The 21469-nt window shown below is 72.4% G+C and carries 20 protein-coding genes; 8 read left to right on the forward strand and 12 right to left on the reverse strand.

Going from position 1 to position 21469, the window contains the following annotated elements; all coding sequences use genetic code 11:
- Positions 1–2: 2 nt before the first annotated feature.
- From Pka01_RS34360 to Pka01_RS34375, 4 genes are all read right to left on the reverse strand, one after another.
- A complete protein-coding gene (locus tag Pka01_RS34360) occupies positions 3–1262 on the reverse strand; it encodes an ABC transporter substrate-binding protein (protein WP_203887145.1) in 1260 nt (419 codons plus the stop codon).
- 67 nt (positions 1263–1329) lie between these two features.
- A complete protein-coding gene (locus Pka01_RS34365; RefSeq protein WP_275414526.1) occupies positions 1330–2430 on the reverse strand; it encodes a LacI family DNA-binding transcriptional regulator in 1101 nt (366 codons plus the stop codon).
- Between the two features lie 106 nt (positions 2431–2536).
- On the reverse strand, positions 2537–3046 hold the full coding sequence (locus tag Pka01_RS34370) for a PH domain-containing protein (RefSeq protein ID WP_203887147.1): 510 nt from the start codon (positions 3044–3046) through the stop codon (positions 2537–2539).
- Between the two features lie 147 nt (positions 3047–3193).
- On the reverse strand, positions 3194–4603 hold the full coding sequence (locus Pka01_RS34375; RefSeq protein ID WP_203887148.1) for a TROVE domain-containing protein: 1410 nt from the start codon (positions 4601–4603) through the stop codon (positions 3194–3196).
- A gap of 565 nt (positions 4604–5168) precedes the next feature.
- Here Pka01_RS34375 and Pka01_RS34380 point away from each other — a divergent pair.
- The 4 genes from Pka01_RS34380 to Pka01_RS34395 all read left to right on the forward strand — a co-directional run bounded on the left by Pka01_RS34380 (position 5169) and on the right by Pka01_RS34395 (position 8667).
- Positions 5169–5855, forward strand: a complete 687-nt coding sequence (locus Pka01_RS34380; RefSeq protein ID WP_203887149.1) for a TetR/AcrR family transcriptional regulator — start codon at positions 5169–5171, stop codon at positions 5853–5855.
- The gene (locus Pka01_RS34385) at positions 5848–6774 is read left to right on the forward strand and encodes an ABC transporter ATP-binding protein (protein ID WP_203887150.1); all 927 of its coding nucleotides are present in this window, start codon (positions 5848–5850) and stop codon (positions 6772–6774) included. Before Pka01_RS34380 ends, Pka01_RS34385 begins: the two co-directional genes overlap by 8 nt.
- A complete protein-coding gene (locus Pka01_RS34390) occupies positions 6771–8396 on the forward strand; it encodes an ABC transporter permease (RefSeq protein ID WP_203887151.1) in 1626 nt (541 codons plus the stop codon). Before Pka01_RS34385 ends, Pka01_RS34390 begins: the two co-directional genes overlap by 4 nt.
- Before the next feature lie 61 nt (positions 8397–8457).
- Positions 8458–8667, forward strand: coding sequence for a hypothetical protein (locus tag Pka01_RS34395; RefSeq protein WP_203887152.1), 210 nt, complete (start codon positions 8458–8460; stop codon positions 8665–8667).
- Between the two features lie 33 nt (positions 8668–8700).
- On the opposite strand, the gene Pka01_RS34400 is transcribed toward Pka01_RS34395, so the two are convergent.
- Positions 8701–9357: a class I SAM-dependent methyltransferase gene (locus tag Pka01_RS34400; RefSeq protein WP_239115828.1), complete on the reverse strand. Its 657-nt coding sequence runs from the start codon at positions 9355–9357 to the stop codon at positions 8701–8703.
- 221 nt (positions 9358–9578) lie between these two features.
- On the opposite strand from Pka01_RS34400, the gene Pka01_RS34405 reads away from it, so the two are divergent.
- Positions 9579–10625, forward strand: a complete 1047-nt coding sequence (locus Pka01_RS34405) for a magnesium transporter CorA family protein (protein ID WP_203887153.1) — start codon at positions 9579–9581, stop codon at positions 10623–10625.
- Positions 10626–10662: 37 nt separating this feature from the next.
- On the opposite strand, the gene Pka01_RS34410 is transcribed toward Pka01_RS34405, so the two are convergent.
- Complete coding sequence (locus tag Pka01_RS34410) at positions 10663–11481, reverse strand: TIM barrel protein (protein WP_203887154.1); 819 nt, start codon at positions 11479–11481, stop codon at positions 10663–10665.
- Positions 11478–12527 carry a Gfo/Idh/MocA family oxidoreductase gene (locus Pka01_RS34415; RefSeq protein ID WP_203887155.1) on the reverse strand — a complete coding sequence of 350 codons (1050 nt, stop codon included), beginning with the start codon at positions 12525–12527 and terminating at the stop codon, positions 11478–11480. Before Pka01_RS34415 ends, Pka01_RS34410 begins: the two co-directional genes overlap by 4 nt.
- A 100-nt stretch (positions 12528–12627) precedes the next feature.
- On the opposite strand from Pka01_RS34415, the gene Pka01_RS34420 reads away from it, so the two are divergent.
- A complete protein-coding gene (locus tag Pka01_RS34420; protein ID WP_203887156.1) occupies positions 12628–13629 on the forward strand; it encodes a LacI family DNA-binding transcriptional regulator in 1002 nt (333 codons plus the stop codon).
- On the forward strand, positions 13626–14360 hold the full coding sequence (locus tag Pka01_RS34425) for a sulfite exporter TauE/SafE family protein (protein WP_203887157.1): 735 nt from the start codon (positions 13626–13628) through the stop codon (positions 14358–14360). Before Pka01_RS34420 ends, Pka01_RS34425 begins: the two co-directional genes overlap by 4 nt.
- 64 nt (positions 14361–14424) lie before the next feature.
- On the opposite strand, the gene Pka01_RS34430 is transcribed toward Pka01_RS34425, so the two are convergent.
- Positions 14425–15465, reverse strand: coding sequence for a LacI family DNA-binding transcriptional regulator (locus tag Pka01_RS34430; protein ID WP_203887158.1), 1041 nt, complete (start codon positions 15463–15465; stop codon positions 14425–14427).
- Between the two features lie 114 nt (positions 15466–15579).
- On the opposite strand from Pka01_RS34430, the gene Pka01_RS34435 reads away from it, so the two are divergent.
- Complete coding sequence (locus Pka01_RS34435) at positions 15580–16749, forward strand: phytanoyl-CoA dioxygenase family protein (protein ID WP_203887159.1); 1170 nt, start codon at positions 15580–15582, stop codon at positions 16747–16749.
- Positions 16750–16866: 117 nt separating this feature from the next.
- On the opposite strand, the gene Pka01_RS34440 is transcribed toward Pka01_RS34435, so the two are convergent.
- From Pka01_RS34440 to Pka01_RS34455, 4 genes are all read right to left on the reverse strand, one after another.
- On the reverse strand, positions 16867–18369 hold the full coding sequence (locus Pka01_RS34440; protein WP_203887160.1) for a CoA-acylating methylmalonate-semialdehyde dehydrogenase: 1503 nt from the start codon (positions 18367–18369) through the stop codon (positions 16867–16869).
- A gap of 123 nt (positions 18370–18492) precedes the next feature.
- A complete protein-coding gene (locus Pka01_RS34445) occupies positions 18493–19521 on the reverse strand; it encodes a Gfo/Idh/MocA family protein (RefSeq protein WP_203887161.1) in 1029 nt (342 codons plus the stop codon).
- Positions 19518–20414 carry an ATP-binding cassette domain-containing protein gene (locus Pka01_RS34450; RefSeq protein ID WP_203887162.1) on the reverse strand — a complete coding sequence of 299 codons (897 nt, stop codon included), beginning with the start codon at positions 20412–20414 and terminating at the stop codon, positions 19518–19520. Before Pka01_RS34450 ends, Pka01_RS34445 begins: the two co-directional genes overlap by 4 nt.
- A complete protein-coding gene (locus Pka01_RS34455; protein ID WP_203887163.1) occupies positions 20411–21466 on the reverse strand; it encodes an ABC transporter permease in 1056 nt (351 codons plus the stop codon). Before Pka01_RS34455 ends, Pka01_RS34450 begins: the two co-directional genes overlap by 4 nt.
- Positions 21467–21469: the final 3 nt, after the last annotated feature.

Here is a 21469-nt window from a genome sequence, read left to right on the forward strand (position 1 = left end):
TCTCAGGCCCCCGCGGCGGCCTGCGCCGCGCTCAGCGCCTCCTGCGGCGGCGTGCCGCCGGCGAGTGACGCCTGGATCGCGTTGAACAGGGCCTCGCTGGCCTTCGGATACGCGGTTCCCAACTCGGCGGTGCGGGCTCTGGCCGTCGCCACCTCCTCGACGAACGCGGCCAGCTGCGGATTGCTCGCGGCCATCTGCTTCGCCGCCGCCTCGTTGCTCGGGATGTATCCGGCGTTGGTCGACCACTCCAGGCTCTTGTCCTGGCTGAGCAGGCACTTCAGGACCGCGACCGCGTTCTTCTCCCGCGCCGGGTCGCTGCGTCCGACCGTCCACACCTCGCCACCGAGCGGGGTGACCGGATCGGCCTCCGGCGAGGGGACCGGGATCGGGACGATGCCGAAGTTCAGGTCCTTCTTCTCGTTCAGCGTGGGGAGCTGCCAGGGGCCGTTGACCATCATCGCGGCGTTGCCCGCCATGAACTGGTCGTTGACGTCGGCCTGCGTCCACGTGACCACCGACTTGGAGGCCGACTTGCCGTCCACGAGGTCCTTCCACAACGTCAGCGCCTGGACGGCCTGCGGCGAGTCCAGCTGCTTGAGGCCGGCCCCGGCCGTCCAGAGGAACGGCTCGAACTGGAAGCTGCCCTCCTCGGTGCCCACGGCGGAGAACGCGATGCCGTACCGGGAGCCCTTGGTCAGCGCGCGGGCGGCCCTGGTCAGGTCGTCCCAGGTCTTCGGCGGCGTCAGACCGGCATCGGCGAAGACGTCCTTGTTGTAGTAGAGGGCCAGGCCGTTGACGCCGGGCGCGATGCCGTAGGTCTTGTCCTGGAACCGCCCCGCCTCGACGATCGACGGATAGAGCCCCTCCGTGGTCAGCCCCGCGTCGGACAGCGGCAGCAGGCCACCCGTCGCGGCCAGCTGGGGCAGGTCCGGATTGTCGATGAGCGCGAGGTCCGGCATCGCGTGCGAGGACGCCTGCTGCAGCAGCTTCGGCATGAACTGGGCGCGGGGCACCTGCTGGTGTTCGATGGTGACGCCCACCTGGGCGGCGCACTCGTCCAGCAGTTTCGGCAACTGGGTGTTCTGCGGCGCGGCCTCGTAGTAGTCGATCTCGGTCAGCGTCGAGGCGCCGCCCGAGCCGCCCTCCGCCGCGTCCCCGACGCTGTCGCCGCACGCGGCCGCGGTCAGCGCGGTGACGGCGGCGACGGTGACGGCGGCGGCGCGGCGGGCCGTCCTGAGGGGGGTACCCGATATGCGTGTCATCGTGGGTTTGCCTTTCGAACTGATTCGACGAACGTCGACGTCCGCCAAGGGGGTGGAGCCGCGCACGTCAGCTCCGTGGGGGGTGGTGGCCGGGGGAGCGACGCCGGCCCGTGCTCTCCCGGACCTTCAGCTCGGGAGCCAGCATGGTGACCGACGGAGGCCGCTCGCCGTTGATCAGGCCCGCGAGGCGCTGGACGGAGATGCGGGCCAGGTCCTCGACCGGCAGGGACACCGTGGTCAGCGGATGGGCCAAGCGCTCGACCGCGTCGTCGGGGCAGATCGCGATGACCGACACGTCGCCGGGCACCCGGTGACCGAGTGACGCGAGGCGATCGACCACGAGCGGGAGCGCCCATTCGTTGTAGACGATCAGCCCGCTCATCTCGGGGTCCTTCTCGAGCAGTTCCTCGAGCGCGGCGACCACACCGCCGGGGGAGGGGTCGCACGCCGTCCACGTGGCCCGGGCGCCCTGCTCGCGCAGCGCGCTCATCGCGCCGTCGCGGGCGTGCGCCGCGTAGGCGACGCCCCGCCGGTAGGTCTCGGGCGGCTGGCCGAGGAAGCCCACGTGGGAGTGGCCGAGCTCCAGCAGGTGCTCGGCGCACAGCCGGCCGCACGCGGCGAAGTCGAAGTCGACGTACGGCAGGCCGTGCGGGTTGTCCGGGGTGCCGACCAGGACCGCCGGGCACTTCAGCGAACGCAGCAGCCCGGCCCGCTGGTCGCGTTGCTGCACCTCCATCACCATGACGCCGTCGACCAGCGCCGTGCCGACCGCGTCCCTGATGGCGGTCTCGCCGTCGTCGTCGGGCAGCATCAGCAGCTTGAGGCCGACCTCGCGGGCCGCGGCCAGGGCCGCCCACACGTACGGCATCTGCACCTGGTTGTGGGGGCCGTGGACGAGCGGCAGCGCCATCGCGATGACCCCGGTGCGGCGGGTCCGGATCGACTGGGCGCCCGCGTGCGGCCGGAACTGCAGCTCCTCGATGCTGCGCTCGACCCGTTTGATGGTCTCGGCGGAGATCGACCGCTTGCCGCTCAGCACGTACGACACCGTGCTGCGTGACACGCCCGCGTGCCGCGCGACGTCGGCGATGGTCACCGTCAAGGCCGTCTCCCGCTTTCGAACTGATTCGATTGCGGGAAACGTAACACCAGCACAGATGGCTGACAAGACCCTGCTTACCGGAAGCTCCGGGACACCAGCGGGAGAGCGCGAATCGGCAGGTGCGACGCTGCGCGGCCGCGTACGGGGAACCGACGGGCCGCGCAGGCCGGGTTCACTGCCCGACCGGGACGCCGTGGCGTCGCAGGGCGTCCAGGAAGGCGCGGTCGTCGGCCGGGGTGACGCCGTAGCGCCTGCCGTCCCCGGTCACGATCACGAGGACGTTGTTCGACGGCCGGGTGGCGCACATGCGCACGCGGCCGAGGCCCGCGCAGCGCATGCCGTACAGGGCGATGCCGGGCATGGCCAGCGCGGCCGCGGAGTCCTGGGCGAGATGGGAGGGCGTCACCGACGTGATGTCGGACAGGCGGATGCGGTAGCGGAGCAGCGGGCCGTACTTCGCGGTCAGCGTCGTCTCCGACACCACGTAGCGCATCAGCGGAAAGCACAGCGCCAGGGCGAGCAGGTACGACGCGACGAGGACGAGGACGAGACCGAGGAGGAGCTCGGCGAAGGTGCCGGCGGTCAGGTTGGTCGCCGCGGCGAAACCGAGCAGGGCCGTCACCACGGCCAGCGACAGGTAGCCACGGGACGGACGCGGACGGAAGAGCTCGGGAAGCATCATGATCACTTTCTTGGCACGAGGGCTCCGGCGCAGAGGTGCGCCGGAGCCCTCGGGGTCATCAGCCGTGGCCGGGTTTCATCCGGTGGTTGGCGTTCTTGTTCCTGCGGGTGCGCTTCTTGCGGGCGCGCTTGGACATGGCGACCTTTCTCAGAACGGCCAGGCGCCGGTACGCGCCATCTCGACGTGCGGGATGGCGGCGAACCAGGCGTCGCTGACGTCGGTGATGATGTGCTCGTGACCGGGCACGGTCACGGCCTCCGCGGCCTCCACGGCCGCGGCCGGGTGGGTGAGGACGACGACCCTGTCGTGTCCCCGCACGTGCGCGCGCAGCGCCCGGGCCACGGTCTGCCCGCCGCCCGGCTCGCAGAGGCGGCCGACGGTCTCGAGCAGCCGGTCGCCGTCTCCTACCGGGACCGTCCCGGTGACCCGCCCGCATTCGACCAGGTCGGCGGAGGCGGCACGCGACGCCAGGGCGGCGCCGAAGACGGCCGCCGCGTCCGCTCGGGTCAGCGGCGACCCCTCGGAGACCGGCTCGGACATGGGCTCGCTGCGGTCCACGAGGACGACCGTGCGCCCAGGCAGGGCGGGCACCTGGTCCAGTGAGTGCTCCATGGCCTGCTCCAGAGCCCAGGACCACCGCGACGAGGGGACGGAGCGGTAGCCGGCGAAGATCTCCACGGGCAGCGCCCTGCCGCGCTTCACCGACTTCTGCGCGGCCAGTTCGGCGGACAGCCAGTCGGCGACCTCGTCGGACAGACCCGCGCGGTCGAAGTCCGGCAGGTGCGCCAGGCGTTCGCGGTAGCTCATCGGCGGCGCGACCACGGCCCACGCCTTGTCGGTCATCGTCCCGCCCAGCCAGTCGCGCACCTGCCGCCAGGTCATCGCGGCCTTGACGAACACGCCGCCCGCGTCGGGCCGCTCCAGCGTGCGCAGGCGCCGGTCGGCGGGTATCGCCTCCAGTTGGGCCCGCGCGCGCAGGGTCGCCAGCGATTCCGGGATCGGGTGGGAGCCGCGCCGGCGCACCGCCGCGTACTGGAAGATCTCGTTCTGGATCCGGCCGATCGGCTTGGGGTGGGTGAGGGCGATCACCTCGGAGAAGGGCATCGCGGCGTCCCCGTCGTCGTAGGTGAGGAGCGCGACCTCGTCGTACAGCCGTGCGACGGCGTCGGCCACGCCCGCCCTGACCGACTTGGGGATCGAGCCGCCATGGCGGCGGATCCACTGCGCGAGCAGCTCGCCCGGTTCGTCGGCCCTGGTCAGCAGGTTGTCGATCAGCTCACGCCGCTCCGCGGGCACGCCGAGCCCGGCAACCATCCGTGCGTGCATGAACTCGACGGCGAGCGCGAGGCCGAACCCGCGCAGCGCGGGCTGACGGCGCGTCCAGTCGATGAGGCCGCGGACCCATGTCGCCTCGTTGACCGCCAACTGATCGACCAGGGAGGCGAAGCGATCATCCAGGTCCTGCACGCCGTTGGCCGCCAGGGTGCGCGCGGCCAGGAGAAACAGCTCCTTCTTGGCCGTGGTGACCGAGGGCGCGAGGGGGTGAGGTGTGGTCATGGCCCTTCTCCTTGATCGGCGGGAACCTGTTCCCGCCCTTTGGGGGCCTCCCGAGATGGAGTGACCGGATTTCTCCGTGAAGGGCCGGGCGGGGCGAAGGAGATGCGGCATGCCCGGCCGCATCCCCGTTCGCCGGCCTGAGGCGTTCACCGGGAGGCCATCGGCGCCGGACCACCCGCAGGGGTCGCGGCGCGGAGCGGGTCGGTCTGAATGTGAACCGGGGACCCGCCACCCGAGAGGACGTCCTTGCTCAAGGGACGTGAGATCGAACGAGCGCAAATGAAGAGGGAAGACATGGACGGCCGGAGATTGCCGTGCAGGCGATCCGCGGTGTCATGTTCCCCTCCCTTCCGGGCACCCGATTCGGTCGAGAATCCACTCTGTCGGCTCGTGAAGCCCCTCAGCAAGCGGTGTTGACGCCTTCCTTATGGCGAGTCACTCCGCGGCCGTCAATTCCGCGTCAAGGACAACCTCCGGGCCTGGCGACCGACTACACAAGTGTGTAGCGTCTTGTACGCACGAGTAGCGCGCTACATGAATGGATAGGGGACGAGCCATAGTGGCGATGACAGGACCGGAACCCGAGGACCTCACCGCCCGCGCCCGCATCAGGGACGCGGCGTTGCGGCACTTCGGCGAGCACGGGTTCGACCGGGCGACGATCCGCGGGATCGCCGAGACGGCCGGAGTGTCCTCGGGCCTGGTGCGTCATCACTTCGGCTCCAAACAGGGGCTGCGCGAGGCGTGCGACGACTACCTCCTGAAGGCCGTCCGCCGGCTGAACGACGAGGCCAGAACGCACCGGATGCCGGAGACGAACCCCGTCGCCGCGTCCATGGCCGCGCTCGGGCCGTACCGGCCGTACATGGCCCGCGCGCTGGCCGGGGGATGGGCCGCGCCCCTGTTCGACGAGATGGTCCGCATGAGCGAGGAGTGGCTCGCGGAGGCGGATCAGCGCCGTCCCGACCCGCCCTTCTCCGACCTCAGGGCGCGCGCGACGGTGACGACGGCCATGGGGTTGTCGGTCATGGTCCTCTACCAGCACGTGTCCCGAGGGCTCGGCGTCGACCTGTTCACCCCGGAGGGCGCCCACCTGCTCGCGGTGACCCTGCTCGACGTCTACTCGCACCCCGCGCTCAGCCCGGAGGAGGCCGTCTCCCTGCGAGACGCCCTCGACAAGATCTCGCACTCATCCACCCAGGAAGGACGCGGAGCCGCACTCCGCAGATTCGAGGAGCATCACGATGACTGACGCCATCTCGGTGGAAGGGCTGGTCAAGACGTTCGGCCGCACCAGGGCGCTGAACGGTCTCGACCTCGTCGTACAGACCGGCGAGGTCCACGGGTTCCTGGGCCCCAACGGCGCGGGCAAGACCACCACGCTCCGCGTGCTGCTCGGGCTGCTGCGCGCCGATTCCGGCCGGGCGCAGGTCCTCGGCGGCGACCCCTGGCAGGACACGACGCGGCTGCACCGGCGGCTGGCCTACGTGCCCGGCGACGTGAACCTGTGGCCGAACCTGACCGGCGGCGAGGCCGTCGACCTGTTCGGCGACCTGCGCGGCGGCCTGGACCAGGCCCGCCGCGCGGAGCTTCTCGAACGTTTCCGCCTGGACCCGACCAAGCGGTGCCGGACCTATTCCAAGGGCAACCGGCAGAAGGTCGCGCTCATCGCCGCCTTCGCCTCGGACGTCGAGCTGTTCGTCCTGGACGAGCCCACCTCCGGGCTGGACCCGCTGATGGAGGCCGCGTTCCAGCAGACCGTCAGGGAGGTGAGCGCCGCGGGCGCGACCGTGCTGCTGTCCAGCCACATCTTCTCCGAGGTCGAGGCCCTCTGCTCAAAGGTCAGCATCATCCGCGACGGGGTCACCGTCGAGTCCGGCACGCTGGCGCAGCTGCGTCACCTCACCCGGACCTCGGTCGTCGTCGAGGCGGCCCAGCCGATCACCGGACTGGACGCGCTGCCAGGCGTGCACGACCTGGTGGCCGACGGCGGCAGGGCCGGGTTCGACGTGGACGCGGCGGCCCTGCCCGGCGTGCTGCGCCACCTGGCCTCCTTCGAGGTCCAGACGCTGACGAGCCGGCCTCCGACGCTGGAGGAGCTGTTCATGCGGCACTACGGCGACGCGCCCGAGTCCGCCGCCGAGGCTACCTCCGCAGGAGCGGCCCGATGAGCGCCTACGCGGGAACGGGGCGGCTGGTCCGGCTCGCGCTGCGGCGCGACCGGGTGCAGCTGCCCGTCTGGATCGCCGGCTCGGCGGTCATCCTGGCCGCCGGCGCCGCCGCCGTCATCGACGAGTTCCCCGATGCGGCGGGACGCGCCACCGCGCTGCAGGGAGCGGGGACCAGCCCCGCCGTGCTGCTGATGCGCGGCACGCCCGTCGGCACCGACCTCGGCGCGCTGGTGAACTTCCGCAACCTCGCCTTCATGCTGGTGCTGGCGGCGCTGATGAGCACCTTCGCGGTCGTACGGCACACCCGGCAGAACGAGGAGACCGGCCGGGCGGAGATGATCGGGGCGGCCAGTGTCGGAAGGCGCGCCGCCCTGACCGCCGCCCTGACCGTGGTCATCGGGGCGAACCTCGTGTTCGGCGTCGCGCTGATCGGCGCCCTGGCGAGCGCGGGCCTGCCCGCCGGCGGCGCGGTGACCTTCGGCGTCGCGTGCGCGGTGACCGGGATGGCGTTCGCCGGGATCGCCGCGGTCGGCGCGCAGCTGTTCCAGAGCGCCCGCTCCGCCAACGCCTTCGCCGCCACCGCCGTCGGGGTGGCCTACCTCGTCCGCGGCATCGGCGACGCGCTCGGCGAGCGGGCGGCGGACGGCGTCCAGGTGACGAGCGCCTGGCCCTCCTGGGTGTCGCCCCTCGGCTGGGGCATGCTGGCGCGCCCGTACGGCGCGGAGCGCCTGTGGGTGCTCGTCCTGCCGATCCTGCTGCTGGTCGCCTGCGTGTGGGGCGCCTTCGCCCTGGGCGGCCGCCGGGACCTCGGCGCCGGCCTGATTCCCGAGAGGCCCGGCCCGGCCGCCGCCTCGCGCATGCTCCTGAGCCCGCTCGGGCTGGCGTGGCGGCTGAACCGCGCCTCGACGATCGGCTGGCTGGTGGGCAGTGTGGCGTTCGGCCTCGGCGTCGGCTCACTCGGCGACGTCGTGAACGACGCGCTCGGCGGCAACGAGGGCGTGTCGAAGCTGATGGGCCAGCTCGCGGGGACGGGCTCCGCCGGCCTCGTGGAGGCGTTCTTCGCCGCCATGATGAACGTGTTCGGCGCCGTGGCGGCCTGCTTCGCCGTGCAGGTGCTGCTGAGGCTGCGCTCGGAGGAGGCCGGGGGACCGGCCGAGGCGGTGCTCGCCACGGCGGTCGGCCGGGCCAGATGGGTGGCCGCCCACCTCGCCTGCGCGGTCGGCGGAGCGGCGGCGATGCTGGTGCTCGCCGGAGCGGCGACCGGCCTCGCCGACGCGGCCGTGGGGGGTGAGGTCGGCGTCCTCACCCTGGTCGGCGCCGGGCTGGCGCAACTGCCGGCGGCGACGACCGTGGCCGGGTTCGTGGTGCTGGTGTTCGGCGGCCTGCCCCGCATGGTGGTGTCACTGGCCTGGGCAGGGCTGGTGGTCAGTCTGGCCTGCGGTCTGCTCGGCGACGTCTTCGGGCTGCCCCAGGCGGTTCGCGACGTGTCGCCGTTCACCCACGTGCCGGCGATTCCGGCGGTGGACGCCACCCCAGGCCCGATCATCGGGCTTGTCGTGGTGGCGGCCGCGCTGGCCGCAGCGGGGATGGTGCTGTTCCGCCGGCGGGACCTCGCCACCTGATCCGGCCCGCCAACAAATGCCGCGATTTCTGTCGGTGCCAGGCGGCAGAATGACGCGCATTGTGACTACCGCATCCATCGAAGCGCCCGCCCGCCCGCTGCCGGTCGACCTGGTCGACGGGCCCGCCGGGCTGCTGTACCTCCTGCCCCGGGCACCTCTCACCCTCGACGACTGCGAAGCGCTGTCGGCGGCCCTGGCCGTACGCGCGGCCGCTCTGCGGGACCGCGCGGCGGTCGCGGCCGGCCCGCGCCAGGAGACCGCGCGACCGTGACCTCCACGCGCGGGCGGCCCGGCGCGCCGAGCGTCAGGCCGCCTTCCGCGCGGTGCCCAGCACGTGGCTGACCCCCATGACGGTGAACCGGGAGACGTGATCGACCACGAACCCGGCCGACTCGATGGCGGCCAGGGTGTCCCTGGCGGGGTGGCAGCCGCCGCACACCTGTGACCAGAGCGGCGTCACGAGGCGCTCGGCCGCCGCCGCGAAGTGGTGGGCCGACCGCACGTGCTCGTAGAAGCGCAGTTCGCCGCCCGGTTCGAGCACCCGCTTGATCTCGGTCAGGGAACGGCCGAGGTCGGGTGCGGTGCACAGGATCAGCGAGCAGACGACGGCGTCGAACATGCCGTCAGGCACGGGAAGGCCGGAGACGTCACCGGCGACCCGGTGCACCGGGATCGCCCCCTGCGCGCAGTTCCTGCGGACGGTGTCGAGCAGGAAGGAGTCGGTCTCCGCGACGGCGATCTGGCGGACCGTGTCCGGGTAGCAGGCGAACTTGATGCCGTCGCCCGCGCCGATCTCCAGCACCGTTCCGCTGAGACCCTGCAACAGCCGCCGGCGCTCCTCGGTGGGCCGCAAGGACGACCCGTGCCCGAGACAGGCGGGACGGGGGTGATGGAACTGCTCCATGCCGTGGCCGTGCCACTGCCGGACGTCCGCGGCTCGCCACGAGGAAATCATCGTCATGAACCAAATATGAGCTGGTCCCGCGTTTGTCACGGGGTTCTTGATTGGATTCTGACGGCCGCCCTCCCCATTGCTACGCACCGTTGACGCGCCGGTCGCCTATGGTCCGATTTGAGGGTCTTGCGCCCGATATGGGATAGCCGTCCTGGCAGGATCGGGTGAGCGGGGCAACACGGCTCCGAGGGTCCGGCTCAGCGGGGGCGCTCGAGGTGGAGGGCCGAATGGACGTGCGCCTGATCAGCGATGACGGGGTCGAGGACCGTCTCGTCGGCGAACTGCCGGCACTGCTCGCCAGGCAGGACGGCCTGGTGTGGGTGGACATCCCCGGCTGCGACAAGGACGCCGCCCGGGTGTTGTCGGAGGTGTTCGCGTTCCATCCCCTGGCGATCAAGGACTGCGTCGAGCGCAACCGCGTCCCCAAGACGCACGCCTACCTGGACCACCTGTTCGTCGTCCTGCACACGCCCGAGCGAGGCGAGCGCGGCCATGTGCACTACATCGAGATCGACCAGTTCATCGGCCGCAACTATCTGGTGACGGTCCACGGCCCGGTCAACCCGTCGGTCGATCCGCAGGTCGCGCTGCGCGAGACCAGGGCCGTCCTCGCCCGGATCAGGGCCGGGCGGCTGCGGCCCCGCTCGGGCTTCGAGCTGTCCCACGCGATCGTCTCCGCCCTGATGCGGAACCAGGAGGAGTACGTCGAGACCGTGACCAGCGACGTGTGGCGGCTGGAACAGCGGGTCACCGGCGGGTCCGTCGGCGAGCCTGAGGAGTTCCTCAACGAGTTGTTCCGCGCCCGGCACGGCCTGCTCGCCGTACGCACCATGGCCGCGCTGAGCGCCGCGATCTACGGGGGGATGTCCAACCTCACCCGCATCTCGCCCGGCGGGCAACGGCTCGTGATCGACATCGCCGGCCAGTTCGAGCGGATCCGCAGCGTGGCCGACGGCGAGCGGGAGTACCTCCAGGGGGTGATCGAGTTCTACCAGACGACCCTCACGATCAAGGCCGCGCTGATCGGCCAGGCGCAGAACGAGGAGGTCAAGCACCTCACCGAGGCCAGCTACGCCCAGAACGAGGAGATCAAGAAGATCTCCGGGTGGGCGGCGATCTTCTTCGCCCCCACGCTCGTCGGGACCGTCTACGGCATGAACTTCGAGCACATGCCGGAGTTGCACTGGATCATCGGCTACCCCCTCGCCCTGATGGTCATGGCCCTGACCTCCGGCGCGCTCTACATGATGTTCAAGCGGAGGGGATGGTTGTGACCTCCCCGCCCCGCGCGCCGTGCGGCCGCGCCGGGTCTCAGGGGGCGGGCTCGACGGTGAACGCGTCCCGGAAGGCGCGCAGGGCCGCCGTGCTCTCGCCCGAGGCCCAGCCCTCCAGGCCGATCGTGCCGGTGAAGCCCATCTCCGCGAGCGCCCGCGCCACGGCGGGATAGTTGATCTCGCCGGTGCCGGGCTCGCGACGTCCGGGCACGTCCGCGACCTGGATCTCGCCGATCCACGGCAGGGCCCGGCGGCACAGCTCGATGAGGTTCCCCTCCCCGATCTGGGCGTGGTAGAGGTCGAGCATCAGCCGCAGGCGCTCGCTGCCGACCGACTCCACGAGCGCCAGGCAGTCCTCCGCCCGTGCGAAGGGCACGCCCGGATGGTCGACCGCGGTGTTCAGGTTCTCGAGCACGAAGGTGACGCCGTGCTCCTCGCCGAGCCGGGCGATCCTGGCGAGTGTACGGCGCGCGGCCGGCCACATCGGGCCGGTCACCTCCTCGACCGGCACCACCGGCAGGCCGTCGCCGTCCAGGCCGGTCCCGTGCAGGTTGAGCCTGGGGATCCCGAGCCGCCGCGCGACCTCGACCGACTCGGCGGCGGTCGCGAGCAGTTCGTCCGCGCCGCCAGGATCGGTGAGGCTCCCGCGCACGTAGCCGGTCATCGAGGAGTAGACGGCGCCCTCCTCGCGGAGCGCGGCGAGTCCGCCGATGTCGTGGCGGGTCCAGTCCCAGATCTCGACCTGGAAGTCCAGCTCGGTGATCCGCCGGACCCGCTCGGCCACGGGCAGCTCACGGAAGACCATCTCGGCGCAGACCGCCAGGACGAACGGTCCCTGCCTCCCTCGCGTGCTCATACGGCGGCCTCCGCGGGCGGGTCGATCTCGCCGAGGCGGACCGGAGAGCCGCGTTCGACCGACGCGACGCAGGCCAGCGCGATCCGCAACGCGGACCTGGCGTCGTGCCCGCCGACCACGGCGGGGGTGCCCTCGCGCACCGCCCGGCAGAAGGCGGCCAGTTCGGCGGCGTACGCGTCGGGGAACAGCTCGGTGTCCGCCCGCACGGTCGGTCCCGCGACGCCGGCGGCGCTCCAGTGCCGTACGGCGGGCTGGGCCGGGCCGCCGGCGGTCACCATCCCCGCGGAGCCGAAGACCTCGCCGCGCACGTCGTATCCGTAGGCGGCGGAGAAGCTCGCCTCAGCGGTGGCGAGCGCGCCGTTGCCGAAGCGGATGGTCACCACCGCGGTGTCCAGCAGGCCGGTGGACCTGAACTCCGGCGCGACGAGCGCGTCGGCCATCGCATTCACCTCGACGGCCTCCGCGCCGGCGTTGAACCAGTTGAGGGTGTCGAAGTCGTGGATGAGGGTCTGCGTGAAGATCGTCCATGGGGGGACGGCGGCGGGATCGGCGAGGCCGGGGTCGCGGGTCAGCGAGCGGAGAAGTTGCGGAGTGCCGACGCCGCCCTCGTCGACGACGCGCTTGGCCGCGGCGAAGTCGGCGGCGAACCGCCGGTTGAACCCCACCTGCAGGGGGACGCCGGCCCGCTCGCAGGCGGCGATCGCCGCGTCGGCCTCGGCGAGGGTCATCGCCATCGGCTTCTCGCAGAACACGGCCTTGCCCGCCGCCGCGGCCCCGATCACCAGGTCCGCGTGCGCGGTGGAGGAGGCGGCGATGACGACCGCCTCGACGCGATCGTCGGCCAGCACGGCGACGGGGTCGGTCGTGGCGGCCGCGCCGAGCGGCACGGCGAGGCGCCGCGCGGCCCCGTCGGCGGGATCGGCGACCACGACCAGTTCGGCCTCCGGCAGGCGCCGGGCGAGCGTGACCGCGTGGAAGGTGCCGATGCGACCGGCGCCGATGAGCCCGAAGCGCACGGGCTCGGGCAGAGGGGAGGGGTAGGGCACGACGACTCCTCGACTAGAGCGCTCTAGTATCGAGCATCGCGCCGGCCTCCGCGTCTCGTCAAGGGCGCGGGACTAGAGCGCTCCAGATACAGTGGTCGCCATGAGCGCCGAACGCCCGACCATGGAGGACGTCGCGGCGCGGGCGGGCGTCTCGCGGGCGCTGGTCTCCATCGTCTTCCGCGGCACGGCCGGCGCCTCCGAGCGCACCCGCGAGCGGGTGCTCGCCGCGGCCGCCGACCTCGGCTACCAGCCGGACCGGCGGGCCAGCCGCCTCAGCAGGACCCGCACCCGGATGCTCGGCGTCGTGTTCGGCGTCGGCCACGCCTTCCACGGCGACCTGGTCGACAGCCTGTACGCCGCGGCTGCGGTCTCCGACTACGAGGTGGTCCTGAGCGGCGTGACCCCGCGCCGTCCCGAGGAGGAGGCGGTCCGCGCCCTGCTCGGGGAGCGGTGCGAGGGGATCGTGCTGGTCGGCTCGGCGCTGCCGTCCACGGCCCTGGCCGAGCTGGCGGCGCGGCTGCCGACCGTGAGCCTGCTGCGCGACGTCCGCGCCGAGGGGGTCGACGTGGTCCGCACCGACGAGGCGGAGGGGCTGCGCCAGGCGGTGGCCCACCTCCACGGACTCGGCCACCGCCACATCGTCCACGTGGACGGGGGACGGGCGCCCGGGGCCGCCCGGCGTCGCCAGGGCTACCGGAGTGCCGTGCGCAGGCTCGGCCTCGCGGCTTCGCCCCTGCTGCCAGGCGGACTCACCGAGGAGGACGGCGCCCGCGCCGCGGGCGCGCTCCTGAGCCTGCCGCCGGGGGAGCGGCCAACGGCCGTGACGGCCTTCAACGACCGCTGCGCGCTGGGGCTCGTCGACGCGGTCCGGCGCGCCGGGCTGAAGGTGCCCGAGGGGTTGTCCGTCGTCGGGTTCGACGACATCCGGGCGGCGTCCTACGCCCACATCGCCCTGACGACCATCCGCCAGGACGCTGACGCGCTCGGCCGGCTCGCCATCGAACGGGCCGCCTCCCGGCTCGACGGGGGACGGCCGCCGGGGAGCCCGGTGGTCGTCGCACCGGCACTGGTGGTGCGGGCGACCACGGGGGCGCACCGGTGAGCGCAGCCGTCGTGGTGCTGTTCGGGGTCGCGGCGCTGCTGGTGGGATTCGCCAAGACCGCGATCGGCGGCCTGGCGAGCATCTCGGTCGCGATCTTCGCCGCGCTGATGCCGGCCAGGGAGTCGACGGCGGCCATCCTGCTCGTGCTGCTCGTGGGAGACGTCATGGCGGTCTGGCACTACCGCCGCGACTGCGACTGGTCGCTGCTGCGCAGGCTCATCCCCGCCGTGCTGCCCGGGCTCGTGCTGGGTGCCCTGTTCCTCGCCGTGGTCGACGACGACCTCCTGCGCCGCGTCATCGGCGTCCTGCTCGTGATCATGGCCGTCCTCCAGCTGGTGCTGCGCTGGCGTCCGCCCCGTGCGGGGGGACCCGCGTCCGGGCGGCCCGCCGCTCTGGGCGCCGGCCTCGCCGCGGGATTCGTGACCATGATCGCGAACGCGGCGGGCTCGGTCATGACGCTGTATCTCGTCGCGCGGGGAGTGGAGAAGCGGCGTTTCCTCGGGACGGGCGCGTTCTTCTTCTTCGGCGTGAACGTCTGCAAGGTGCCCTTCAGCGCGAGCCTCGGGCTGTTCCACACTCAGACGATGACCCTCGCCCTCGCCCTGGCGCCGCTGGTCCTCGTCGGCGGATGGGCGGGCCTGCACGTGGCGCGGCGGATCAGCCAGGCCCGTTTCGAGCAGGCCGTGCTCGGCGCGTCGGTGCTCGCGGCGCTGGCCCTGGTGGCGCGCTGACGGCCGGGCGCCCGGCGGCCGGTGCTCGTCGGCCTCGCGGGCCGGGTGCCGCGCGCCGCCGATGTCACGTGGGCGCCAACCGCGCCGGGACGTTGTAGGGCGTGATCACCTCGACCCCGGCGGGGACCGACGTCGGCGCTCCCGGCAGCAGCCGGTGGTGCCGGAGCACCTGCCGCAGGGCGGCCCGCATGTCAGCGCGCAGGTCGTGGTGCGGGACCGCGTGGAGGACGCCGGCCCGCAGCAGCCCCAGATTGTGGCCGTCGAGGTCGTGGCCGAGGAAGACCTCGCAGGTGGTGCCCGCCCGGGCCAGTTCGTCGGTGATCGCCCGGTTGCCGCCGCCAACGGAGTAGACGGCGCGCACCGCGGGATGGTCGGCCAGCGCGGTCCTGACGAGAGCGCCCATCGCCTCGTCCAGGCCGTCGGCGTCGGTGAGGACGACGACGGCCAGCTCCGGGGCGAGCCCGGCCAGGGCCCGCTCGAACGCCTCGGCCCGCTCTCGTTCCCCGAAGAACACTGAGCGGCTGAGCGTCACCAGGACGGTGCCGGCGCCGCCACGCGTCCACTGCGCCACGAGATAGGCCGCCGTGGTCCCCGCCGCCGCGTTGTCCAGCCCGACGTACGCGATGCGCGGGCAGTCGCGCACGTCGGTCACGAGCGTCACGACCGGCACGCCGCGCTCATGGAGACGGCGGACGGCTTCCGCGACCTCCGGACGGTCGGGTGCCTTGAGCAGCACCCCGTGCGTCGTGCGGCCGCGCCCGCCGAGATGGTCGAGCACGTCGGCGAGTCCGGCGGCCTCCCCGGACTCGCGCAGATGGAACCGCGCGCGGACGGCCGCCGCCCGGACCGCGGGCAACTCCGCCTCGAGCGCGTCGCGGACCGCGCCGCTGAACCGCTCAGGCGCCTGCATGACCACGTCGAGCATGATCGTGCGCGCCCCGAGCCGAAGCTGGCTCTGCTGACGATCGAGGTCGAGGAGCGCCTGCTCCACGGCCCGCACCGCACGCGCGCTCACGCCGCGCCTGCCGTGCAGGACGCGGTCCACGGTGGCCCTGCTCAGCCCCGCCTGCTCGGCGATGTCCCCGACCCGGTGGCCCCGCGTCATGCGAGGCCCCCGCGCGCCGGTGAGGCGTTATTGAGGCACCGCGCCGCTGGAACGCCCTGCCGGCCCGCCACATGCTGGAGACGGCCCCGGCCCCGTCGTCTACAGGAGGATTCCATGGCCAACGCTCCGCAGGGCTGGTTGCGCGCCGCCGACGCCCGCCTCGACGATCTCCTCCAGGTGCTCAAGGCGCGCACCGACCCCGCCGACCATCCGAACGCCGACCGCGTCGAGCAGGAGGTCCCGGTGTACGCCGGGGGCGTGCTGCGGGCCGCGGCCGCCGAGGCCGGCGGCGGGCGCGCGCTGCAGGCGGAGATCGCCCGCGCCCTGTCGGCCGGCCCCGGCATCGTGGTCGTCGAGGGCGCCGTCGAACCGGCGGTCGTCGACCGGGTCAGCGCGGCGTTCACGCGGATGATCGGGGAGCAGCGGGCGGCGGGGATCGCCGTCGGCGACCACTTCGCCAAGCCGGGGGCCAACGACCGGGTGTGGAACGCGCTGGAGAAGCTCGCGGTCGCCGACCCCGACGCCTTCGCCGACTACTACGCCTGCGACGCCGTCGCCCTGGTGTCCACCGCGTGGCTCGGCCCGGGCTACCAGGTCACCTCCCAGGTCAACGTCGTCAACCCCGGGGGAGAGGGGCAGACGGTCCATCGGGACTACCACCTCGGCTTCCAGTCGCCGGAGATCTCGGCGCGATATCCCGCGCACGTGCACGACCTGTCCCCCTACCTGACCCTCCAAGGCGCGGTCGCCCACCGCGACATGCCGGTGGAGTCGGGGCCGACGCTCTACCTGCCGCATTCGCAGAAGTACGAGCTCGGCTATCTGGCCTACTGGCTGGAGGAGTTCCAGGACTACTTCACCGGCCATCACATCCAGTTGCCGCTGCGCAAGGGAGACGCGGTCTTCTTCAATCCGGCGCTGTTCCACGCCGCCGGGTCGAACCACTCGGCCGGCATCAGGCGCATGGCCAACCTGCTGCAGATCTCCTCCGCGTTCGGGCGGGCCATGGAGACCGTCGACCGCGAGCGCGTGGTGAACGCGGTCTATCCGGCGCTGCTCGCCCGCAAGGCGGCCGGCTGGGACCGGCGCGCCCTGGCCAACGTGGTCGCGGCCGCGGCCGAGGGCTACTCCTTCCCCACGAACCTCGACCGTGACCGGCCGATCGGGGGCATGGCGCCGCCCACCCAGGCGGCGCTCGTCGAGGAGGCGCTCGACGAGGGCACGCCCGCGGAACGGCTGGCCGAGCGGCTCGCCGCCCAGTCCGCGGCCAGGCTGAGCCACTGACCGGCGGCCGGCCCGCCCCGGCTGAGCCGCTGGCCGGCGGCAGGCCGCGCACGACCGTGCGACCTCGTCCCGCAGGGAGGCGAGGTCACACGGTGCGGCGCCCATGTCGGCCGGTGCTCAGTCGTTCCGCGGGAAGCCCAGGTTGAGCCCGCCGTGGCTCGGGTCGAGCCAGCGGGAGGTGACGACCTTGCCGCGGGTGAAGAAGTGCACGCCCTCGGTGCCGTGCGCGTGGGTGTCACCGAAGAGGCTGTTCTTCCACCCGCCGAACGAGTAGTAGGACACCGGCACCGGGATCGGCACGTTGACGCCGACCATGCCGACCTCCACCTCGTGCTGGAAGCGCCGCGCCGCGCCGCCGTCGTTGGTGAAGATCGCCGTGCCGTTGCCGTACGGGTTGGCGTTGATGAGGCGCACGCCCTCCTCGTAGGACGGCACCCGGACGACGGACAGGACCGGCCCGAAGATCTCGTCGCGGTAGACGGACATGCCCGGGGTGACGTTGTCGAGGAGCGTCGGGCCGAGCCAGAAGCCGTCAGAACCGCCGTCGAACTCGCCGTCGCGGCCGTCGACGACGACGGTGGCGCCCTCGGCGGCCCCCGCCTCGACGTAGCCGCTCACCTTGTCGCGGTGGGCCGCGGTGACGAGCGGGCCCATGTCGCAGCCGCGGGTGCCGTCGCCGGTGCGCAGCTTGCGCATCCGGTCCGTGATCTTGGAGACGAGCTCGTCGGCGATGCCGTCGACCGCGACGAGGGCGGAGATCGCCATGCACCGCTCGCCGGCGGAGCCGAATCCCGCGTTGACGGCGGCGTCGGCGGCCAGGTCGAGGTCGGCGTCGGGCAGGACCAGCATGTGGTTCTTGGCTCCGCCGAGGGCCTGGACCCGCTTGCCGTTCGCGGTGCCGGTCTCGTAGACGTACCGGGCGATGGGGGTGGAGCCGACGAACGAGACGGCCTTGACCTCGGGATTGGTCAGCAGCGCGTCGACGGCCTCCTTGTCGCCGTGGACGACGTTCATGATCCCGTCGGGCAGGCCGGCCTCGGTCCACAGCCGGGCAACGGCGACGGCCGCCGAGGGGTCCTTCTCGCTGGGCTTGAGGATCACCGCGTTGCCGCAGGCGATGGCGACCGGGATGAACCACAGCGGGACCATGGCGGGGAAGTTGAACGGCGAGATGACGCCGACGACGCCGAGCGGCTGCCGGATGGAGAACACGTCCACGTTGGTGGAGGCGTTCTCGCTGAACCCGCCCTTCAGCAGATGCGGGATGCCGCACGCGAACTCGGCGACCTCGAGGCCCCGGCTCACCTCGCCGAGGGCGTCGTCGAGGACCTTGCCGTGCTCGGCCGTGATCAGGGCGGCGATCTCGTGCTTGCGCTCGTCGAGGAGCTGACGGAAGGCGAAGAGCACCTGCGTGCGCTTGGCGAGGGAGGTGTTCGCCCAGACCGGCCACGCGGCCGCCGCCGCGGCGACGACCTCGTTGACGAGGCCGGCGGACGCGAGGTCGACGTGGCCGGTGACGGCTCCCGTCGCGGGGTTGTAGACGTCGCCGGTTCGCTCGGAGGCGCCCTCCCACGGGCTGCCCCCGACGAGGTGGGTGATGCGGGCTGCTGCGGTGCTCACGGTGTCACGATCTTTCTGCGTGCTGGTCGGTCGGCGGTGCGCCGATGGTCGGTGCTGCTGCGGGCCGGGGGGATTCGAAGTCTGGGGTGCGGCCTGCGGACCGCGGCCGATCGGGGGCGGGTCTCACGCCTGACCACCGCCCAGGACGTCGGCCCGGTCGGCCATGGTGACCGGGACGGGCCTGCCGGTCGCGAGCGACTCCATGCCGGCCGTGCAGGCGGCGGTGGCGGCGTATCCGTCCCACGCGGTGGGCCCGGCGACCTCGCCGCGGCGGGCCGCGTCGACCCAGGCCTGGACCTCCAGGTCGTACGCGCGGCCGAAGCGGTCGCGCCAGTCGTCGGGGATGCGACCGCCGTACTGGCCGGCGCGGCGGACGAACACGCTCTGCCCGAGGCCGATCGTGACGTTGCCCCGCTCGGCCACCGCCTCGCACCGCACCTCGTAGCCCACCTGGCTGTTGACGAAGACCTCGGTGGTGGCCATGCCGCCGCCGGCCATATGGAAGATCGCCACCTGCGGGTCGAGTACCCCGTCGGCGGCGTGTCCCGTCGGCCTCGGCGCGAGCACGGTGATCGTCTCGATCTCGGCGCCGAAGAGCCAGCGGCAGACGTCCACCTCGTGGACCAGCGAGTCCCGGACGATCATCTCCGAGCGGAAGGAGGCCCCGGCCCTGAGGTTGCGGTGGACGTTGTGCACGAGCAGGATCCGCCCGAGGTCGCCGGAGTCGATCAGCCGCTTCATCTCGGCGTACTCGGGGTCGAAGCGCCGCATGAAGCCGACCTGGACGAGCGGGCGGCCGGCCTTCCGCTCTGCCTCGACGACGCGCAGCGACGACTCGCCGTCCATCGTCAGCGGCTTCTCGCACAGCGTGGGCTTGCCGTGCTCGACGCAGGCGAGGACCTGCTCCTCGTGGGCCGAGCCGGGAGAGGCGACGAGCACGGCGTCGACGCCGTCGTCGGCGATGAGGTCGAGGGGCTCGCCGACGACGCGCACGCCGTCGAAGCGGGCGGCCAGCTCGGCGGCTCTGGCGGTGTCGGGGTCGGACACCGCGACCAGGTCGGCTCCGGCGACGCGGTGGGCGAGCCGTACGGCGTGGTCGGCGCCCATCACGCCGACGCCGACCACCCCGACCCGCAACGGGGCCGCACTCATGCGCTCGGTTCCTCCTCGTCCGGGCGGGCCGGGGCCTCCACCTGACCGTGCTCGACCTCGGCGGGCGCGACGACCTTCCCCGGGTCGGCCCCGCGCAGCTCGTGGCTGAGCTCGGCGAGCTCCTCGCCGCCGGCCATCTCCGTCGTGAGCTGCTCGAGCGTGAGCTCGTCGCGGTGGGCGTCGAGCACGACGCGGCCCAGTTTGAGGATCACGAAGTGGTTCCCGACAAGGTGGGCGTGGTGCGGGTTGTGGGTGATGAAGATGACGCCGAGCCCCGCGTCCCTGGCCTTCACGATGTACCTCAGGACCACACCCGACTGCTTGACGCCGAGCGCGGCCGTCGGCTCGTCGAGGATGATGACCCTCGCCCCGAAGTAGATGGCCCGCGCGATCGCGATGCACTGGCGCTGGCCGCCGGACAGCCCGCCGACCGGCCGGTCGAGATCGGGGATGACGATCCCCATCTTGGCCAGCTCGTCGTGGCAGATCTGCTTCATCCCGGCGATGTCCAGCGTGCGGAACGGCCCCCTGCGCAGTTCGTTGCCGAGGAAGAAGTTCCGCCAGACCGACATCAGCGGGGCGAGCGCGAGGTCCTGGTAGACGGTGGCGATCCCGCTGGCCTGCGCCGCGCGCGGTGACGGGAAACTGCACTCGACGCCGTCGAGCGTCATAGTGCCGTCGCTGTGCTCGTGCAGGCCGGAGATGATCTTGATGAGGGTCGACTTGCCCGCCCCGTTGTCGCCGAGCACGCAGGTGACCTCGCCCTGGCGGACCTTGAGGCTGACCCCGCGCAGCGCGTGCACGTTGCCGTAGCTCTTGCCCACGCCGTCGAGGGCGAGGATGGGGGTGTCGGAGGACGCGGCGCCGGGCCGCTCTGCGGTCGCGGAGCTCATCGTCTGTCCGCCTTCATCTTGACGTACACGTTCACGACGGTGGCGAGCACGAGCATCACCCCGAGGAACGTCTTGAACCAGTCAGGGTTCCAGCCGGCGTAGTTGATGCCGAGCTGGGTCATCCCGAAGATCAGCGCGCCGATCGACGCGCCGACCACCGAGCCGTAACCGCCGGTGAGCAGGCAGCCGCCGATCACCGCGGCGATGATGAAGATGAACTCCTTGCCGACGCCCTCGCCGGACTGCACGGTGTTGAACTGGAAGAGCAGGTGCATGCCGGACAGCCAGGCGCAGAAGCCCACGGCCATGAACAGGCCGATCTTCGTCGCCTTCACCGGCACGCCGACGGCCCGGGCCGCCGCGGCGTCGCCGCCGACCGCGAAGATCCAGTTGCCCGCCCGGGTGCGCAGCAGCACGTGGGCCGCCACGAGGGTGAGCACGATCCAGTAGATGACGGTGATCTTCACGGTGACCGGCCCGAGCGCGAACTCGGAGCCGAAGACCTTCTGCGCGCCGGCGAAGCCGTCCATGTCGCTGATGTCGGCGGAGGCGACGTTGCCGGTCAGCAGCCGCGTGACCCCGAGGTTGACGCCCTGCAGGATGAAGAAGGTCCCGAGGGTCACGAGGAAGCTCGGCAGGCCGGTCTTGAACAGCAGCCACCCGTTGAACGCGCCGACGGCCACCGAGACGACGAGGGCCAGGACGACGCCCACCCAGACGTTGAGGCCGAGGTTCCAGGCGATGAGGGAGGCGGACAGGCCGGAGGTGGTCGCCGCGACGCCGGCGGACAGGTCGAACTCGCCGCCGATCATGAGCAGGGCCACCGGGACGGCCATGATGCCGATGGTGGAGGCGCCGTAGAGGATCGTGCCGACGTTGGCGACGTTGCGGAAGGGGACCGCCACCGCCATGAAGAGCAGGAAGATCACGATTGCGCCGATGAGCGACCCGACCTCGGGCCGGCTCAGCAGCCGGGCGGCCAGGGAACGGCTGGCGACCCGGTCGTCCCGGGTCGCCCCCGCCCTGCCCGGCTCCGTTGCCGTAGCAGTCATTGG

Origin of the sequence: Planotetraspora kaengkrachanensis, assembly GCF_016862895.1 — a bacterium.
Classification (GTDB): Bacteria; Actinomycetota; Actinomycetes; order Streptosporangiales; family Streptosporangiaceae; genus Planotetraspora; species Planotetraspora kaengkrachanensis.

What these genes read in the sequence shown, in the direction of transcription:
- Pka01_RS34435 (WP_203887159.1), top strand. Translation starts at nt 15,580, where the DNA reads ATGGCCAACGCTCCGCAGGGCTGGTTGCGCGCCGCCGACGCCCGCCTC.
- Pka01_RS34410 (WP_203887154.1), bottom strand. Translation starts at nt 11,481, where the DNA reads ATGAGCACGCGAGGGAGGCAGGGACCGTTCGTCCTGGCGGTCTGCGCC.
- Pka01_RS34430 (WP_203887158.1), bottom strand. Translation starts at nt 15,465, where the DNA reads ATGACGCGGGGCCACCGGGTCGGGGACATCGCCGAGCAGGCGGGGCTG.
- Pka01_RS34450 (WP_203887162.1), bottom strand. Translation starts at nt 20,414, where the DNA reads ATGAGCTCCGCGACCGCAGAGCGGCCCGGCGCCGCGTCCTCCGACACC.
- Pka01_RS34455 (WP_203887163.1), bottom strand. Translation starts at nt 21,466, where the DNA reads ATGACTGCTACGGCAACGGAGCCGGGCAGGGCGGGGGCGACCCGGGAC.
- Pka01_RS34445 (WP_203887161.1), bottom strand. Translation starts at nt 19,521, where the DNA reads ATGAGTGCGGCCCCGTTGCGGGTCGGGGTGGTCGGCGTCGGCGTGATG.
- Pka01_RS34390 (WP_203887151.1), top strand. Translation starts at nt 6,771, where the DNA reads ATGAGCGCCTACGCGGGAACGGGGCGGCTGGTCCGGCTCGCGCTGCGG.
- Pka01_RS34375 (WP_203887148.1), bottom strand. Translation starts at nt 4,603, where the DNA reads ATGACCACACCTCACCCCCTCGCGCCCTCGGTCACCACGGCCAAGAAG.
- Pka01_RS34420 (WP_203887156.1), top strand. Translation starts at nt 12,628, where the DNA reads ATGAGCGCCGAACGCCCGACCATGGAGGACGTCGCGGCGCGGGCGGGC.
- Pka01_RS34385 (WP_203887150.1), top strand. Translation starts at nt 5,848, where the DNA reads ATGACTGACGCCATCTCGGTGGAAGGGCTGGTCAAGACGTTCGGCCGC.
- Pka01_RS34400 (WP_239115828.1), bottom strand. Translation starts at nt 9,357, where the DNA reads ATGACGATGATTTCCTCGTGGCGAGCCGCGGACGTCCGGCAGTGGCAC.
- Pka01_RS34360 (WP_203887145.1), bottom strand. Translation starts at nt 1,262, where the DNA reads ATGACACGCATATCGGGTACCCCCCTCAGGACGGCCCGCCGCGCCGCC.
- Pka01_RS34405 (WP_203887153.1), top strand. Translation starts at nt 9,579, where the DNA reads ATGGACGTGCGCCTGATCAGCGATGACGGGGTCGAGGACCGTCTCGTC.
- Pka01_RS34380 (WP_203887149.1), top strand. Translation starts at nt 5,169, where the DNA reads ATGACAGGACCGGAACCCGAGGACCTCACCGCCCGCGCCCGCATCAGG.
- Pka01_RS34370 (WP_203887147.1), bottom strand. Translation starts at nt 3,046, where the DNA reads ATGATGCTTCCCGAGCTCTTCCGTCCGCGTCCGTCCCGTGGCTACCTG.